The sequence below is a fragment of the Rahnella victoriana genome (assembly GCF_004330295.1).
Taxonomy (GTDB): domain Bacteria; phylum Pseudomonadota; class Gammaproteobacteria; order Enterobacterales; family Enterobacteriaceae; genus Rahnella; species Rahnella victoriana.
Genome location: NZ_SJOJ01000006.1, coordinates 1 through 17,364 on the forward strand (window position 1 = coordinate 1; position 17,364 = coordinate 17,364).

13 protein-coding genes and 1 pseudogene are annotated in these 17,364 nt (G+C 50.9%); 6 read left to right on the plus strand and 8 right to left on the minus strand.

Annotated features, from left to right (window positions below; translation table 11 throughout):
• Positions 1 to 275 (minus strand): annotated as a pseudogene (locus EYY67_RS24570) (O-antigen ligase family protein); the annotation flags it as partial.
• Between the two features lie 154 nt (positions 276 to 429).
• A complete protein-coding gene (locus tag EYY67_RS06445; RefSeq protein WP_131693117.1) occupies positions 430 to 2,397 on the minus strand; it encodes a polysaccharide biosynthesis tyrosine autokinase in 1,968 nt (655 codons plus the stop codon).
• A 693-nt stretch (positions 2,398 to 3,090) separates the two neighbouring features.
• Between EYY67_RS06445 and EYY67_RS06450 the strand changes: the two genes are divergently transcribed.
• Complete coding sequence (locus EYY67_RS06450) at positions 3,091 to 4,680, plus strand: TerC family protein (protein WP_095922356.1); 1,590 nt, start codon at positions 3,091 to 3,093, stop codon at positions 4,678 to 4,680.
• A gap of 75 nt (positions 4,681 to 4,755) precedes the next feature.
• Here EYY67_RS06450 and asmA read toward each other — a convergent pair whose 3' ends face one another.
• From asmA to apbC, 4 genes are all read right to left on the minus strand, one after another.
• Positions 4,756 to 6,612 carry an outer membrane assembly protein AsmA gene (gene asmA / locus EYY67_RS06455; protein ID WP_131693118.1) on the minus strand — a complete coding sequence of 619 codons (1,857 nt, stop codon included), beginning with the start codon at positions 6,610 to 6,612 and terminating at the stop codon, positions 4,756 to 4,758.
• Positions 6,613 to 6,656: 44 nt separating this feature from the next.
• A complete protein-coding gene (dcd, locus tag EYY67_RS06460) occupies positions 6,657 to 7,238 on the minus strand; it encodes a dCTP deaminase (protein ID WP_095922358.1) in 582 nt (193 codons plus the stop codon).
• Between the two features lie 37 nt (positions 7,239 to 7,275).
• Positions 7,276 to 7,917, minus strand: coding sequence for a uridine kinase (udk, locus tag EYY67_RS06465; protein WP_013575064.1), 642 nt, complete (start codon positions 7,915 to 7,917; stop codon positions 7,276 to 7,278).
• 147 nt (positions 7,918 to 8,064) lie between these two features.
• On the minus strand, positions 8,065 to 9,177 hold the full coding sequence (gene apbC / locus EYY67_RS06470) for an iron-sulfur cluster carrier protein ApbC (RefSeq protein WP_131693119.1): 1,113 nt from the start codon (positions 9,175 to 9,177) through the stop codon (positions 8,065 to 8,067).
• A gap of 110 nt (positions 9,178 to 9,287) precedes the next feature.
• Between apbC and metG the strand changes: the two genes are divergently transcribed.
• A complete protein-coding gene (gene metG, locus EYY67_RS06475) occupies positions 9,288 to 11,360 on the plus strand; it encodes a methionine--tRNA ligase (protein ID WP_278248207.1) in 2,073 nt (690 codons plus the stop codon).
• 145 nt (positions 11,361 to 11,505) lie between these two features.
• Here the strand turns inward: metG and EYY67_RS06480 are convergent, their stop codons facing one another.
• Entirely contained in the window at positions 11,506 to 11,778 is a 273-nt protein-coding gene (locus tag EYY67_RS06480) for a DUF1127 domain-containing protein (RefSeq protein WP_131693121.1), read from the minus strand.
• Between the two features lie 168 nt (positions 11,779 to 11,946).
• Here EYY67_RS06480 and EYY67_RS06485 point away from each other — a divergent pair, with 168 nt between their 5' ends.
• Both EYY67_RS06485 and EYY67_RS06490 read left to right on the plus strand, forming a co-directional pair.
• Positions 11,947 to 13,365, plus strand: coding sequence for an aminotransferase-like domain-containing protein (locus EYY67_RS06485; RefSeq protein ID WP_095922362.1), 1,419 nt, complete (start codon positions 11,947 to 11,949; stop codon positions 13,363 to 13,365).
• Positions 13,366 to 13,389: 24 nt separating this feature from the next.
• Complete coding sequence (locus tag EYY67_RS06490; protein WP_095922363.1) at positions 13,390 to 14,280, plus strand: LysR substrate-binding domain-containing protein; 891 nt, start codon at positions 13,390 to 13,392, stop codon at positions 14,278 to 14,280.
• Positions 14,281 to 14,337: 57 nt separating this feature from the next.
• Here EYY67_RS06490 and EYY67_RS06495 read toward each other — a convergent pair whose 3' ends face one another.
• Entirely contained in the window at positions 14,338 to 14,613 is a 276-nt protein-coding gene (locus EYY67_RS06495; RefSeq protein WP_095922364.1) for a CBU_0592 family membrane protein, read from the minus strand.
• A 218-nt stretch (positions 14,614 to 14,831) separates the two neighbouring features.
• Here EYY67_RS06495 and EYY67_RS06500 point away from each other — a divergent pair, with 218 nt between their 5' ends.
• Positions 14,832 to 16,415, plus strand: a complete 1,584-nt coding sequence (locus tag EYY67_RS06500) for an ABC transporter substrate-binding protein (protein WP_131693122.1) — start codon at positions 14,832 to 14,834, stop codon at positions 16,413 to 16,415.
• The gene (locus tag EYY67_RS06505; protein ID WP_119822365.1) at positions 16,415 to 17,362 is read left to right on the plus strand and encodes an ABC transporter permease; all 948 of its coding nucleotides are present in this window, start codon (positions 16,415 to 16,417) and stop codon (positions 17,360 to 17,362) included. Before EYY67_RS06500 ends, EYY67_RS06505 begins: the two co-directional genes overlap by 1 nt.
• Positions 17,363 to 17,364 lie beyond the last annotated feature (2 nt).

A 17,364-nucleotide genomic window follows, 5' to 3' on the forward strand; every position in this document is an offset into this window, starting at 1 on the left:
TTAATAGACCATGCGAGACTTATAGCCTGAATTACGCATATAAGAGCAAGAGTAAACAGAATTTTTTTGTTTTTTAATTTTATAATAATACCAGCAGTAGCTGGAATCAGGGTAAGTGCACATAATAGAGCATTAGGTATGTCAGCGCCTAAAATTTGAAATATATATAATTGTGGCACAGACAGCACTAATGTGAAAAATAATCGCCAATGAAGTGGCAGCATGAAGAATATCACAGCCAATGGTACAGCAATGAGCAATGCCAGGAATATCATTTAATAGTCCATCGTTTTTCAATGTAGATATGAAGGAAGTGATTTACATTAGTGTTCATTTACTTTCGTGAGGTATTAGCTATTCCTATTCTAAATACGCCACCCACATTAAGAGGGTGACGTATTTACTTTCAGATTAAATCAATAACAATTATTAACTACATTGCAAATCGTTTAAGACAACGCCATCAATATTAATGCCATTTAATTCAAAATATTCGAGAGATTTGGAAACTTCCTTAATAGAGTTATAATTACTTCTAGCGAATAAAAGTGAATAACCTACATGCTCACCGACAATCGAAGCATCTGTATAATGTAAAATTGCAGGTGTGTTAATGATGATGTAGTCATATTTTTCATTACACCAGTCTATTAATTCTTTGAATTTACTTCTGGAAAGCAACTCCGAAGAGTTATCGGAAAAACTGCCAGAGGAGATGATATCAAGACTTGAGGTCTCATCCTTGTTGATAAGGCTCTCTACTGAAATTTCGCGTGATAAATATTCCGCCAACCCCGTCGTTTGGCTAAGCGAAATATATTGACCTACATGACCAGTTTTCAGATCAGCGTCAATCAGTATCACCTTAGAATCTGCTAGAGCAAATAGCCTTGCCAGGTTGACAGTTAAACATGTTTTGCCGGAATCATCCGTGGCACTGGAAACCATTAAAGCTCGATTAGCTTGGTTTTTCATGGAAAACTGTAATGTTGTCCGCAGACTTCTTAATGCTTCAAGGGACGGACTGGTTCCGGATAGTATTAAATTACCCAGACTGAAATACTTACTGCCATAACCATTATCTGCTCTGGGAACAGAGGCAACGACTTTGATGCCTTTGGCTTCTAATTCATCGGATGACTTTAATTTTTTGCTAAAGGTTGCCTTAATTATAATCGGCAACGTTGAAAGTAACAGTCCGATGAACGCAGCAGCAATCACTATTAACTTGCGTTTTGATGGCAGCGGAAGGTTATCCAACATTGGCTGGTCTACGACCTTAACATCAACCAAATTATTAGTAAGAATGGTATTAATCTGTTGCTGCTTATCAAGCAGGCTGATGTAGATCTCCTGCCCTGTCATGATATTTCTGCTTAACCTGATAATTTCCTGTGCAGAATTATTATCATTAACTGAGTTCAGGTCATCATTTTCGACACCTAATTCATTTGTCTTTTGGTTCCCTTCAGTTGCAACTTTATTTTTTCCATTACCTGGATTCGCAAGAGCTGGCAATCCAGAATTTACGATGTTAGCCCCCCCCATTTTATTTATTGATGCCTCAGCATCGTCTAAATTATCGCGCAACTGACCAATTCTGACTTTCAGATAGAGCAAATTCTCTTCCGCCTCAGACTTTCTGCGTTCTGTTCTATTCGCCACATAATTGTCTAAAAGTGTCTTTAGGGTTAACTCAGTACTTTCAGGCGTCTCACCAACAAGAGTGACTGAAATCAGCCCGCTGCTTTTAGCCGTTTCAATTGCCGTTAGCCCGGTTTGAATTTCATTAATAACACTTCTGAAATTTCTTTTAACAACGTCAAAGCTGGTGCCAGCCAATGCATCCGTTGAAGCGACTTTAATAGCAAAGCCATTTGATGATGCTTCCTCTCCAACTTTGCCTTTTAAAACTTCTTTACCATCGAAAGATAATGTGAAATTTTCAGCATCGATGAAGTTAACTTTCATCTTTTGATCTAAGACTTCTTCCGGAACGCTCAAGCTTTCAATTTTTAGATTTTTTTCATTACGATTTGAAAACTGGTTTTCTAACTCACCGATAATTGGCAGTGAAGATTCTTTAGTAAGAACTGTTAATGATAAATCCTTAATTGTCTTATCAATTACCGCGCGTGATTTTAACCATTGAATTTCTTCGTCAGAGCTCGTCGCTGATAATGTCATATCATCAGGATTACTATTTAACTGGACCAATGCGTCCGCTTGATATTGCGGACTAAAATATAATGAAATGATGGCACCGAGAACTGTTGCAAATACTACAGAGGAAAAGATTAACCACTTTTTTCCCCAAAGTAACTCAAACAGATAACTTACTTTTAGCTCATCGTCAGTGTTACTGGTAAAGACAGTGGACTCGTTCTTTTTGGCCATATTTATCTCTTATTAGGTTGTGAAACATCTCTTAAAAATTTTATTACTCAGCGCACTTAGGATTTTTTATGTCCCTAAATGAGCTCATGTTTCCCTACGTCAGACATAAATCCTTAAGGTCAACAACATCTCGTTTAAAGCATTTAAGCCAGGTTGCTCACTACTAAGAGTGTTTTTCATACAAAAATCTTGAAATTGGCACGCTACCGCCCTTGGCTTGTAGCTACCAATGTGCCTTATGTTACCTGCTAAATGTCTAACGGAACATTCCCGTCAGGATGTCCGGAAACAGCAAATTTTAAGCTAACAAGAAAATTTTTGAACAGCAAAACTCTTAAAATCACGATTTTCAGACTGATACTTGAAAAGCTTTATTTTTTGTCAAATATTGAGCTTTTTCGGACTGTGAATCATATAACCTTACAAAATCTGATTATTTTATGTGCAAAGTCGAATAAAATTAGCGGCTTAGCCCTTAAACTCTTACCATATTGTAGCTCTCTCACCGACATGACGCCATTTTTAACCGCATTATTATAGGGCATAAATTTTAGTGCTCCTTTCTTGTGTTGGCCCTGATACCGTCACAACATGTTTTAACTACCACGCTGATTTAAATTTGAAATTTCACCCTCTCCCGCCCATTATTCAACGTGCGGCGACCGCCGTGTAACCTAAGGTGAAAAACGCAATATGGAATGGATCGCCGATCCGTCGATTTGGGCCGGGCTGGCCACCCTGGTCGTTCTCGAAATTGTTCTTGGGATAGACAATCTCATTTTTATCGCCATTCTGGCGGAAAAACTCCCACGCCAGCAGCGTGATAAAGCACGGGTTACCGGGCTTCTGCTGGCACTGGTGATGCGTTTGTTGTTGCTGGCGTCCATTTCCTGGTTATCAACTCTGACCCGCCCTCTTCTCAGCCTTCTCGGTCATCCGTTTAGTGCGCGAGATATGATCATGCTCGCGGGAGGGATATTCCTGCTCTTCAAAGCCACGATGGAGCTGAACGAGCGGCTTGAAGGAAAGGATGAGGAGCAGAGTCACCAGCAAAGTGGTGCTAAATTCTGGCCGGTTGTAGCGCAAATCGTGGTGCTGGATGCCGTATTTTCACTCGATTCCGTGATCACCGCTGTCGGCATGGTGGAGCATCTTGCCGTCATGATGGCTGCCGTCTGTATTGCCATCGGGCTCATGCTGCTGGCGAGTAAACCGCTGACCCGCTTTGTGAACGCACATCCCACCATAGTCATTTTATGTCTCAGCTTCCTGCTGATGATCGGCTTTAGTCTGGTCGCTGAAGGTTTTGGCTACGCCATCCCCAAAGGCTATCTGTACGCGGCTATCGGCTTCTCTGTCATCATCGAGGGATTGAACCAGCTGGCGCAGTTTAACCGTAAACGTTTTTTATCCTCGCGCCGGTCTTTGCGTGAGCGTACGGCAGAGACGGTATTGCGTGTATTGCGCGGTAAACATGAAGAAGCTGAGCTGGATGCCCATTCTTCCAACCTGATCGCAGACAGCGCTAACGAAGAAGACGCAATTTTTAACCATCAAGAGCGCCATATGATTGAGCGCGTACTGGGGCTGGGACAACGGACCGTCAGCAGCGTGATGACTTCCCGTCATGACGTCGACAATCTGGAGCTTAATGATCCGCTCGAAGTGCTGACCCGCCAGATTGCCGAAAATCAGCACACCCGGCTGGTGGTGACGGAGGACAGTTCGACCGACGAACCTTTGGGCGTGGTGCATGTTGTCGATCTGCTGAGACAACAGCTTCTGCAGAATGAATTAGATTTGAAGGCACTGATCCGTCAGCCGCTGATTTTCCCTGAGCAACTTTCGCTGCTGATGGCCCTCGAACAATTCCGGCTGGCGAAAACCCATTTTGCCTTTGTGGTGGATGAGTTTGGTTCTGTCGAAGGGATTGTTACCCTGACCGATGTGATGGAAACCATTGCCGGAAATCTGCCGGAATCGGATGAAACGCCGGACGCCCGTCACGATATCCAGCAACAGGACGACGGCAGCTGGATTGCCAACGGCTATATGCCTCTTGAAGATCTGGTGATGTATATCGCGCTGCCGGTGGATGAAAAGCGGGAATACCATACCCTTGCCGGTCTGTTGATGGAATATACCCAAAGCATCCCGCAGGTTGGCGCACAGATAGAGATTAACCATTATCTGTTTGAACCGCTGGAAGTGAGCAGTCACCGCATATTGAAAGTGAAAATCACCCCGCCTAAAACCGAATCAGAAGACGATTACGAAGTCTGAGATGTTACGATTCACCGATAAAAAAACGGGATGCCTTTGCGGGCACCCCGTTTTATCTTTTTGGTTTAACAGCAATTACTTATTCAGATATTTCTGCACATCATCGTTTTCTTTGCTGTCTTTCCGCTTGTCGATCCAGTTCTGAATAGCGCTGCGGGCACTTTGCTCAAGTGTTTTGCGCAGCACCTGATCGACCTGCAACTGATAACCCATTTGCGCCCACGGTCCGTAAACACGCAGCGGGATGTCGGTGGTTTTCAACGTATTGATCAGGTTACTGTCGCCTTTCCAGCCGCCGGTCACGCGGATCAGCAGGTTCATATCCACTTTCTGCGCGGCCAGATCAATCGTGCCATCGCCTTTTGCCGACACCATCGGCGACTGGCCTTCCAGATTACTCAGCGTCAGCTTGCCGCCGGCGAGTTCCCCTTCGGCTTTCAGGGTATCGATCTGGCTGTAATGCTCATAACGTTCAAGCCCCTGAACCTTATCGCTGTTGCGGGAGACCGCCTGCTGGATAAGTTGCTGGATATTCAGGCCATTCAGGCGTGCATTATCCATCGATAACTGGCCGTTGCCCTTCCAGCGACGGGCAAAATCGGCTGCTGACAATCCTTCGCCGTTCACCTCACCTTTCATGGAGAAGCTGCCGGTCAGCGCCTGCGGTAATCCATACGCGGTCAGCAGATTACCCAGCTCAATTTTATCGACGTCCGGGGTCATATGAACCTGGATATTTTTCCCGGAGGCATCCATATCACCCGGCAGGGAGAAATGTCCGTTGCCCATTGTCCCGCTGAACGTCGCGAGAGAAACCTTGCCTTGCCGGTTATCTGCGTTCAGCGCCAGATCGTGAATTTTCATTCCGCGATAGGTCAGATCCGCGACTTTCAACGCCAGACGCGCATTGAAAGCTTGCAGGCTGCTGAGGCCGTTAGGCTGCTCGTCCACATCGCGCGCAATAACAGGGGCTGATGTCATCGACTGAGCGGTCTGATCTGCCGGTTGTTCCGCAGCCAGCGGCTGCCAGCCGGAAAGTGCATCAAGGTCGAGTTTATCGGCATTTAAATTCAGCTGATAATCCGCAATATCGCCGCCCAGCCTGGCAGACGCGGTGCCTGAAATCTGATTGTCATTCGCCGTCAATGCCAGCTGTTCCAGGGTCAGGGAATCATTATCACGCTCATAACGGGCCTGCATAGCGCCCTTGCCCTGAATGCCTTTGACCGGAATATCGGCACCGCTGAGCTGATAGCTGAACTGACTGATATTGGCAGAGACAGCCTGTGGATAATGTTGCATATCCAGATCCGCCTTCATCGTAAAGGCAAGATCTCGTTGATTACGGTTGATGCGGGTGGAAAGCTGGATCGTCGCCTGACGGCTGTCGTCTTTTTCCATTTCCAGATTGATATCACGCACATTGATTTGCTCATCATCGCCGCGCTGCCAGATAAGCAGACTGTCGGCGACCGTGATCTTATCGATATCAAATTTCCATCCGGCGTCGATGCCGGTGGCCACAGGGGCAATCGGCGTCGGTGTGGAAGGCGCGACCGGCGCATCCGGCTGATTCTCTTCAGTATCGGGCGTTAAACGGATCACCGCGTTTTTGAACAGAACTTCTTTCACCGCAAGCTGATGAGACAGAAGAGGCCAGAGTTTGACATCCAGCCGCATGTTTTCAGCACTGACAACCGGTTCTTTAGCACCCGGTGCGGTCAGGGAGGTTTGTCCCGCAATGATGCTGAGCTGCGGCCAGACATGCCAGCGCAGGGATCCGTTAATGGCTAAATGATAGCCACTTTTGACCTCAACGCGTTCCACCATGTACTGGCGAAAATCATTGGGGTTGATCAGGAACACCAGCGAAGTCATGCCGGCAATGATAACCACCAGTAAAATCACCAGTGTTGTCAGTAGTCTTCTCATGCCTTCCTCACGTTTTTATCCCAATGAACGGATAAAAAACAGAATCAGTCTTTATCAATACGACTGGCAATTGCGCTTTGCTGGTCGCGGTATTTCGCGTCCTGACGGCTGTTGTACGGGCGCGCCGCTGAACCGGATAACGGTTCAAAACTCAGTGCACCAATCAACATTCCCGGGCGCAACGCCAGCGGAAGCTTACCTGAATTATAGAACTCCAGGACAATACGCCCCTGCCAGCCCGGATCAATACGGTGTGCCGTTACGTGCACCATCAGCCCGAGACGTGCCAGGGATGAACGTCCGTCCAGCCAGCCGACCAGATCGTCAGGAAGGGTGACAGACTCATAGGTGACCGCCAGCGCCAGTTCGCCCGGATGCAGGAAGAAAGCTTCGCCTTCCGGCAAGACAATCTCATCGCTCATCACTTTATCGAGCGCGGCGCTGACTTCATCTTTCGGGCCACTCAGGTCGATATAACCCGCGTTATGCCCCAGAAAAACGCGAAATCCGTTACCCAGACGCACATCTACCGTTGCGCCGTTAATTCGTTCAACCGGCGGACGGGGTGAAATGCCTAATTTGCCGCTGTCGAGCCAGGCTTCTATATCTCGGTCGCAAAGTCTCATCGTTTCTCCGGTATGGTTTTTACGGATTGTTCCGCGATTAATTGAAGAACTGGCTGATTTTCGCCTTGAGGATATCAATCGCAATCCGGTTTTTGCCGCCGCGCGGCACAATGATGTCTGCGTATTGTTTTGAAGGCTCGATAAATTGCAGGAACATTGGACGTACCGTTTTCTGATACTGCGCCATTACGGAGTCCATCGAACGACCACGTTCGTTAACGTCACGCTTCATGCGGCGCATCAGACAGATATCCAGCGGGGTATCAACGAAGATGGAGAAATTCATTTCATCACGCAAGCGCGCGTCGGTCAGGAGCAGGATCCCTTCCAGAATAATCACTTTCTTCGGTTTTAACGTCACTGTCTCAGGCAGACGCGTGTGCTCAATGAAGCTGTAGCTCGGCAATTCAATCGCCTGACCCGACTTCATGGCCTGCAAATGCTGGAACAGTAAATTATGATCCATCGCACTTGGATGGTCGTAGTTGGTTTTGACCCGCTCTTCCATGGTCATGTGACTTTGGTCTTTATAGTAGCAATCTTCCGGGATCACCCCGATATGCTCATCACCCACCTGATCACGAAGTTCACGGTATAACGTACTGGCGATAAGGCTTTTTCCCGAAGCAGATGCGCCAGCGATACCCACGATGACACACTGATGGAATTTGTCAGACATAAAATTAAAGACCTGATTTGGAAGTTGGAAGGCAAGCACAAGGCATGTGCTTTGAACGCGCCAATTATAAGTACAAGACACTGCCCGATGCCAGCGTTAAGGCTGTGTAATCGCTGACATCAGGCAATAAATCGCGGAGTTGGGAGATTAAACGGCCCGGAATGCAATTTCTGTCGGGATGGCGTCGCCTTTCCAGAACAATTGTGACGCCACTTTTGCCGCCAGTTCGCGGTAAATCGTGGTGAATTCACTTTCCGGATTCGACACCACCGTCGGTTCACCGCGATCCAGATCTTCACGCAGTGAAATATGCAGCGGCAATTGCGCCAGTAATTCGCAGCGGTATTTCTCCGCCAGACGTTGCGCACCGCCGGTGCCAAAAATCGGCTCATGATGCCCGCAGTTGCTGCACACATGCATGCTCATGTTCTCGACAATGCCCAGAACCGGCACATGCACTTTCTCAAACATCACAATGCCTTTCATTGCATCCAGCAATGCGATGTCCTGCGGTGTGGTCACAACAACGGCACCGGTCACCGGAATGTTTTGCGAAAGCGTCAGCTGAATATCACCGGTACCCGGTGGCAGGTCGATCACCAGATAATCAAGATCCGGCCACAGCGTGTCGGAAAGCATCTGCATCAGGGCTTTGCTGGCCATCGGCCCGCGCCACACCATGGCGTTTTCATCAGTGACCAGATAACCAATCGAGTTGGTAGCCAGTCCGTGCGCCATAATCGGGGACATATGCACCCCGTCCGGCGAGGTCGGACGTTCGTCTTCGGTACCCAGCATATTAGGCACTGACGGGCCATAGATATCGGCATCCAGAATACCGACTTTGCCGCCCTCTGCCGCCAGCGCCAGCGCCAGATTCACCGCGGTGGTGGATTTACCCACGCCACCTTTGCCTGAACTGACCGCCAGAATATTACGGACACCTTTGATGCCGGGCTGATCGTTGGCCCGCTTCATCGTGGCGACATCGTGACGCAGGTTCCACTGAATCGCCGAAGCACCGGTAACCTGCAACAGTTCATTGCTGGTTTCTTCTTTTAATGCGTCAAATCCGCTGTTCCACACGAACGGCAACGTCAGATCGATGTGCAATACGTCGTCCATCAGCACGCACTGATGCAACGCTTTCATCGCGGACAGGTCTTTTTGCAGTGTGGAATGGCGGAAGGTGGCCAGTACGCCGGTCACGAGTGCGCGCAGCCCTGCGGGGGTGGTCTGCTGTGGGGATTGAGATGTCATCCCGGCTCCTTGAAAGGTGTTATCAGACTATGTATCTGCCTTTAAGCATAACAGAACACGCGTAAGGAGATCCCCCCGTTTGTTTACGCGGGGCGGCGGTTTCGGTTAACATCAATACCCCTGATTTCAACTACAGAAAGCAAGCTCTTACTATGGCTCAAGTCGCGAAAAAAATTTTGGTAACCTGTGCACTTCCGTACGCCAACGGATCCATCCATCTCGGTCACATGCTCGAGCACATCCAGGCTGACGTCTGGGTTCGTTACCAGCGAATGCGCGGCAATGAAGTGCATTTCATCTGTGCGGACGATGCACACGGCACGCCGATCATGCTGAAAGCGCAGCAACTCGGGATCAAGCCGGAAGAGATGATTGCCGAAATGAGCCAGGAGCATCAGAAAGATTTCGCCGGCTTCGGCATCAGCTACGACAATTATCACTCCACGCACAGCGACGAAAACCGTGAGCTGTCCGAGCTGATTTACGGTCGTCTGAAAGAAAACGGCTTCATCAAGAACCGCACCATTTCCCAGTTGTACGATCCGGAAAAAGGCATGTTCCTGCCGGATCGTTTCGTCAAAGGCACCTGCCCGAAATGTAAATCGCCTGATCAATATGGCGATAACTGTGAAGTGTGTGGCGCGACCTACAGCCCGACCGAACTGATCGAACCGAAATCAGTGGTTTCCGGCGCGACGCCGGTACTGCGTGATTCCGAGCACTACTTCTTCGATCTGCCAGAATTCAGCGCCATGTTGCAGGCGTGGACACGTTCCGGCGCGTTGCAGGAGCAGGTGGCGAATAAAATGCAGGAATGGTTTGAATCCGGTCTGCAACAGTGGGATATCTCCCGCGATGCGCCGTATTTCGGTTTTGAAATTCCGGATGCGCCGGGCAAATACTTCTACGTCTGGCTGGATGCGCCGATCGGCTACATGGGGTCATTCAAAAACCTGTGCGACCGCCGCAGTGACCTGAACTTCGACGAGTTCTGGAAAAAAGATTCCACCACCGAGCTGTATCACTTTATCGGTAAAGATATCGTTTATTTCCACAGCCTGTTCTGGCCGGCGATGCTGGAAGGCAGCGGTTTCCGCAAGCCAACCAACCTGTTCGTGCACGGTTATGTCACGGTTAACGGCGCGAAAATGTCAAAATCACGCGGCACCTTCATCAAGGCCAGCACCTATCTGAATCACCTGGATGCGGACTGCCTGCGTTATTACTACACGGCGAAACTGTCTTCACGTATCGACGATATCGACCTGAATCTGGAAGATTTCGTGCAGCGCGTTAACGCAGACATCGTGAATAAAGTGGTTAACCTGGCGTCACGTAACGCCGGTTTCATCGCCAAACGTTTTGACGGCAAACTGGCTGACAAACTGGCTGACGAAGCGCTGTACAAAACCTTCACCGATGCCGCTGAAAGCATCGCTCAGGCGTACGACAGCCGTGAATCAGGCCGTGCAATCCGTGAAATCATGGCGCTGGCTGATCTGGCTAACCGTTATGTCGATGAGCAGGCCCCGTGGGTGGTCGCAAAACAGGAAGGCCGCGACGCCGACCTGCAAGCGATTTGTTCAATGGGCATCAACCTGTTCCGCGTACTGATGACCTATCTGAAACCGGTTCTGCCTTCCCTGTCAGAGCGCACTGAGGCGTTCCTCAACTGCACGCTGGACTGGGACGCGATTGCGCAACCGCTGCTCTCGCATCAGGTGAATCCGTTCAAGGCGCTGTTTAACCGTATTGAAATGGATAAAGTGACCGCGATGGTTGATGCCTCGAAAGAAGATATCGCTGCCGCCAACGCACCGGCAACCGGTCCGCTGGCAGATGATCCGATTCAGAAAACCATCACTTTTGATGATTTCGCCAAAGTGGATATGCGTATCGCGCTGATCAAGAGCGCTGATTTCGTGGAAGGTTCGGACAAACTGCTGCGTCTGCAACTGGATCTGGGTGGCGAAACCCGTCAGATTTTCTCCGGTATCCGCTCAGCCTATCCTGATCCGAAAGCACTGGAAGGCCGTCTGACCATCATGGTCGCCAACCTCGCCCCGCGTAAAATGCGCTTCGGTATTTCTGAAGGGATGGTAATGGCAGCAGGCCCGGGCGGAAAAGACATCTTCCTGCTCAGCCCGGATTCCGGCGCACAGCCAGGTATGCAGGTTAAATAAAACTCATGACTGCTCCTCCCCCTGCGAAGGGGGAGGTTGGGAGGGGGTTTTACAGACAAAATTAAGGGTTGGAGAAAACTTCAGCTTATTTTTTTGACCTTAATACCCCACCCCAGCCCTCCCCTTCGCAGGGGAGGGAGCATAATTACTTCGGCCAGTTCGGCCACACGCTGCGCGGATACTCCCTGTCGATATCCGATTTCGCCAGCCCGATATCCTTCAGTTGATCTGCACTCAGCGCATGCAAAATCTTGCGACTCACGCGCCGCTCATTCCAGCCATGTACTGCGGCAAACAACTGTTTCAACCATCCGACCTTTTTCTGCGGCATCTGTACTGCCCGCTCATGCACTGCGATTTCTGCACAAACCCGTGTCTCACATCCGGCAAACTGCCGTTCTTCAATGATATTTTTCATATTCTGCTCCCGTTGACGACCTGACATCAGGATCTAACAACGGGCAAAAACATTACAGATTCAGTTTTTTTGTATTTCAACCATACAGATCTGGATCTGATGACAGATTCAGCGTTAGATTGTGTCCATCTGTACTGCTTTCTTTGCACAGGCGTTGAGGAAAAGATAATGAATCGTTACGAAAATCTGGCAAATGTCCTGAGTGATCGTATTGAACAGGGGCTGTATCCGGCGGGGATCCGTCTGCCTTCAGTGCGGGTGTTAAGCAGTGAACACGGCGTCAGCGTCAGCACTGTTCAGCAGGCGTACCGCGTACTGGAAGAAAAACAGCTGGTGGAAGCCCGGCCGAAATCGGGTTACTTCGTGAAAGATTCCCGTATTCAGGCGGCCCTTCCGGCGGTTTGCCGCCCGACGCAGCGTCCGGTGGATATTTCCCAGTGGGATCAGGTGCTGGAACTGATCACTTCCCCGCATCGTCCCGGCGTCATTCAGCTGGGACGCGGCTCGCCGGACGTGACTGCTGCCACGCTCAGGCCGCTCAGCCGCCTGATGGGGCGTGCCGGGCAGCATCAAAACCTCAGCGCGTTTCATTACGACAGCATTTACGGTTCAGAAGATCTGCGCGAACAGATTGCCCGCCTGATGATCGACAGCGGCAGCCATATGGATGCCAGCAATATTCTGATCACCACCGGTTGCCATGAGGCGCTGTCTATCGCCATCCGTTCGGTCTGCGAGCATGGCGATATTGTGGCGGTGGATTCCCCCAGTTTTCACGGCGCGATGCAGACCCTGAAAGGCTTCGGCATGAAGGCGCTGGAAATCCCCACCGACCCGGTGACCGGCATCAGTCTGGAAGCGCTGGAAATGGCGCTGGAGCAGTGGCCGGTCAAAGCCATACAGCTGACGCCCAACTGCAATAATCCGCTCGGTTACAACATGCCGGATGACCGCAAGAAAAGCCTGCTGCGTCTGGCGCAACGCTACGATATCGCGATTATCGAAGACGATGTGTATGGCGAACTGGCCTATCAGTATCCGCGCCCCGCCACCATTACCTCGTTTGATGAAGATGGCCGCGTGCTGCTGTGCAGCTCGTTTTCCAAAACGCTGGCGCCCGGTCTGCGCGTCGGCTGGATTGCACCGGGTCGCTATCATGACCGCGCCCTGCACATGAAATACATCACCACCGGCGCATCCGCCACCCTGCCGCAAATCGCTATCGCGGACTTCATCAAACAGGGGCATTACCTGCAACATATGCGGCGGATGCGTAATCAGTATCAGCGAAATCTGTGCACCATGACCGACTGGGTGATGAAATATTTCCCCTGCGGCTCGCGGGTCAGCCGTCCTCAGGGCGGATTTTTGCTGTGGATCGAACTCGATGAACGTGTGGATACGCAGCGCCTGAACCGGTTGCTGGAAGAACATTTCGTGCAAATTGCCATCGGTTCGATATTCTCTGCCTCTGGCAAATACCGCAACTGCCTGCGCATCAACTATGCCCAGACGCTGACGGCCAAAACTGAACGTGCTGTCCAGCAGGTGGGCATGACGATTTCACAAATGCTGGAAAACTGCTAAACGTCATCCGGAGAGACTTTTACCGTGCAGATAGAACCGTTACCGCCACTGAACACACTGGTGGCTTTTGAATGCGTGGCGCGTTATTGCAGTTTTTCGCGGGCTGCCGATGAGCTGAATCTGACTCAGAGCGCCATCAGCCGCCAGATTATCCAGCTGGAAGACATGCTCGGCTGTAAGCTTTTCCAGCGCGCCCAGCGTAAAACCACGCTGACACCGCGCGGTGAAACCTATGCGCAACAGGTACGTAAACTCCTGGGCGATATTTCGCAATCCACCGCAGAAGTCATGGGCTGGAATGGCCTGCCACAGGTAACCCTGGCCTGCACCAGCGCCATGAGCGGGCTGTGGCTTTCATCCCGCCTCTCCTCTTTGCGCCAGTTACTGCCTGACCTGCAAATCCGCATGAAGATTTCTGACAGTTTTTCAGACCTCAAGTCATCAGAATTTGATCTGGCTATTTTCTATCTCCGCGAGCCACCGTCCGGCTATCACGTTCAGGCACTGTTTGATGAAGTGTGTTATCCGATGTGTTCGCCGGAATTTCTTACCCGGCTTCCGCCGGACGCGTCTGCGGCTGATCTGCTCGAACAGACGTTGCTGATCCAGGACGACCCGCAGCGGGAATGGACCGGCTGGCGCGACTGGTTTGCCTCACAGGATGTCAGTTTCGTGACGCCACGCAGAACCTGGCGTGCCAATAACTACCCGTTTCTGGTGCAGTCGGCGGTACTGGGGGATGGAATTCTGCTGGGCTGGGAAGGACTGGTACAGGATTATATTAACAACGGCCAGTTAGTCGCCGCACACCCCGGAAAACTGGCCGCCGCCGGAAAATGCTACATGCTGACCCCGCAGGACAGATTCCTGAAACCGGTGGTGCACAAAGTGATTAACTGGCTGAAACAGCCATAATAAACGCCTCCCCCTTCGCAGGGGGAGGCGTAAAATAATAATAATCTTATATGTTAATTATATATCTGCAGGCGGGATTTTATTCCTTTCCAGATATCTTCGTTTTCTCGCAGAATTCATACCAATTAATGTAAACAACAGCCAGCATGACTGTGAAATACAGGATGCAAGGTTAAAATCATGGCTTAACGAATACAGCCCAAACACACCGCCGATTATATTAAGATAGGCGTAACTGTTAGCATCAACCGCTAGCCTGCGCATCTGAACCAGCGCATAAGCCAGAAGATAGCAAAACACGCCAATTAAGCCGACAACCGTATGCAGTTCCACGGGTCCCTTTCCTTTCCTCATAGTGATTAGCTGGAAAAATAAAGCTTTTCAGGGTGTTCTGCCGCGTCTTTTTCGCATACCCTCATGATAAATTCTCATGCAAGTTCAACAGGGGGTTTTGATATAAATCATCAAGGCAATCCATTGCGCCATTTAGAAACACCCGGGGTATTTCGCCTGCACCTATAAAATTCCAGCACGTACTATGGAGAAAATTAATGAAAGATAATAATTCCCCTTTGACGAAATTAATGCAGGATGCACAACTTAGCCGTCGCGGCTTTATTACCAGCGCTTCCGCTGTGGGTATTACCAGTGCCATGGGCTTTTCACCGTTCTCTGCGTTCGCGGCCGGACCGAAAAAAGGCGGTGTATTAAAACTGGGTATGTCAGGCGGAAATACCAGTGATACGCTGGACCCGACATTATTCAGCGACTGGGTGCCCTTAAATCAGGCGTATATGCTGATGAACGGCCTGATTGAAATTGATGAAAATAACAAAGCCACGCCGGAATTGTTCTCCGCCTGGGAAGCCAAACCGGGTGCCGCCGAATGGGTGTTTACCGTTCGCGATGGCGTGACCTTCCATAACGGCAAGAAACTCAATGCCGAGGACATCCTCTACTCCATCAACCTGCATCGCGGCGACAAATCGAAAAGCGCCATCAAAACCCAGCTGGCACCGATTACCGGCCTGACCAAACAGGGCGACAACCAGATCCTGATCACCCTCGACAGCGGCAACGCCGACCTGCCGTATCTGCTGGCGGATTACCATCTGGTGGTGGTGCCGGACGGCTTCACCGACTGGTCGCACCCGATTGGTACCGGCGGGTTTATCTTTGATCAGTATGAGCCGGGTGTACGCTCCCTGTTCAAACGCAACCCGAACTACTGGAAGCCGGATCGCGCGTTTGTCGATGCGGTAGAAGTGCTGGTTATCAACGACCCGACCGCGCGTACCAACGCCCTGATTTCCGGTCAGGTTCATGCAATTAACCGCGTCGATTTCAAAACTGTCGATTTCCTTAAACGCAGCCCGGCGCTGAACATTGTGCGTTCTTCCGGCGGCCAGCATTTCACCTTCCTGATGGATTGCAGCGTCGCGCCGTACAACAACAACGACGTGCGCATGGCGATCAAACACGGCATCGACCGCCAGAAAATCCTCGATACCGTGCTGCGCGGCTACGGCTCGCTGGGCAATGACCATCCGATCCCGAAAACTGACCGCTTCTTCAATCACAGTCTGGAACAACGCGTTTACGATCCGGATAAATCAAAATTCTACCTGAAAAAAGCCGGTCTGACGGATCTCAAAATCGAGCTGTCTTCCTCTGACGCCGCCTTTGCCGGTGCGCTCGACGCCGCTGCCCTGTTCCAGGGACAGGCGCAGAAAGGCGGTATTCAGGTCAACATCAAGCGCCAGCCAGCGGACAGTTACTGGGATGACGTGTGGATGAAAGCGCCGTTCAGCATGGGTTACTGGGGCGGACGTCCGACGGCGGACCAGATGTTCTCCACCGCCTACCAGTCCACCGCCAAATGGAACGATACGCACTGGAAAGATGAGAAGTTTGACGCCCTGCTGTTACAGGCCCGTTCCCTGCTTGATGAAGGTAAACGCGCGGAAATCTATGGTGAACTGCAAAGTATCGTGCGCGATAACGGCGGCGCGATGATCCCGCTGTTTGGCGATTATCTGGATGCGGCCAGCAAAAAAGTCGGCGGTATCAAACCGCATCCGATGTTCAACTTTATGGGTGGTCGTCTGGCCGAGCGCGTCTGGCTGGAGGCATGATGAAAAAACGGATTTTACAGCGGGTCCTGTTGGGCATCATCACGCTGTGGCTGGTTTCCGTGCTGATTTTTATCGGCACGGAAATGCTGCCCGGTGACGTCGCCACCGCCATTTTAGGCCAGAGCGCCACGCCTGAAACCGTGGCCGCATTGCGCCTGCAACTCGGGCTGGATGAACCCTCTGTGTTGCGTTACCTGCACTGGCTGGCGGGCATTATGCACGGCGATCTGGGGCATTCACTGGCGAACGGTCGCGCCATCAGCGACGAACTGCTGCCCCGTCTGGCAAACACCTTGTTCCTCGCCGGATACGCGGCAGTCATCGCCATTCCGCTGGCGGTCGGTCTGGGTATCGCGTCAGCTATCTGGCGCGGTTCCGTCTTTGACCGGCTGGCCAATACCCTGACGCTTATCAGCATTTCGGTGCCGGAGTTTTTCGTCGGCTACATTCTGGTGATCGCCTTCGCCATCCGCCTGACCTGGTTTCCGAGTCTGGCGATGGTCGACAGCAGCTCGTCGTTCATTGACCGTCTTTACGTCTGCACCCTGCCGATGCTTACCCTGACGCTGGTGGTGCTGGCGCATATGCTGCGCATGACGCGGGCCTCGGTGACGGCGGTCATGGCCAGCCCGTATATCGAAAGCGCCGTGCTCAAAGGCATTCCGCGCTGGCGCATTGTGGTTTCTCACGCGTTGCCGAACGCCCTTGCGCCAATCATCAACGTGGTGGCGTTTAACCTCGCGTATCTGGTGGTCGGCGTGATCCTGGTGGAAGTGGTGTTTGTCTATCCGGGCATCGGGCAATACATGGTAGATGCCGTGACCAAACGCGACCTGCCGGTGGTTCAGGCCTGCGGTCTGCTGTTTGGCGGCACTTACATTTTTCTCAACACCACTGCCGATTTACTGGCGATCTGGTGCAATCCACGTCTGCGCCATGCGCGCTAAAA

Coding starts and splice junctions, on each gene's coding strand:
- EYY67_RS06445 (WP_131693117.1), bottom strand. CDS start 2,397: ATGGCCAAAAAGAACGAGTCCACTGTCTTTACCAGTAACACTGACGAT.
- EYY67_RS06450 (WP_095922356.1), top strand. CDS start 3,091: ATGGAATGGATCGCCGATCCGTCGATTTGGGCCGGGCTGGCCACCCTG.
- asmA (WP_131693118.1), bottom strand. CDS start 6,612: ATGAGAAGACTACTGACAACACTGGTGATTTTACTGGTGGTTATCATT.
- dcd (WP_095922358.1), bottom strand. CDS start 7,238: ATGAGACTTTGCGACCGAGATATAGAAGCCTGGCTCGACAGCGGCAAA.
- udk (WP_013575064.1), bottom strand. CDS start 7,917: ATGTCTGACAAATTCCATCAGTGTGTCATCGTGGGTATCGCTGGCGCA.
- apbC (WP_131693119.1), bottom strand. CDS start 9,177: ATGACATCTCAATCCCCACAGCAGACCACCCCCGCAGGGCTGCGCGCA.
- EYY67_RS06480 (WP_131693121.1), bottom strand. CDS start 11,778: ATGAAAAATATCATTGAAGAACGGCAGTTTGCCGGATGTGAGACACGG.
- EYY67_RS06485 (WP_095922362.1), top strand. CDS start 11,947: ATGAATCGTTACGAAAATCTGGCAAATGTCCTGAGTGATCGTATTGAA.
- EYY67_RS06500 (WP_131693122.1), top strand. CDS start 14,832: ATGAAAGATAATAATTCCCCTTTGACGAAATTAATGCAGGATGCACAA.
- EYY67_RS06505 (WP_119822365.1), top strand. CDS start 16,415: ATGAAAAAACGGATTTTACAGCGGGTCCTGTTGGGCATCATCACGCTG.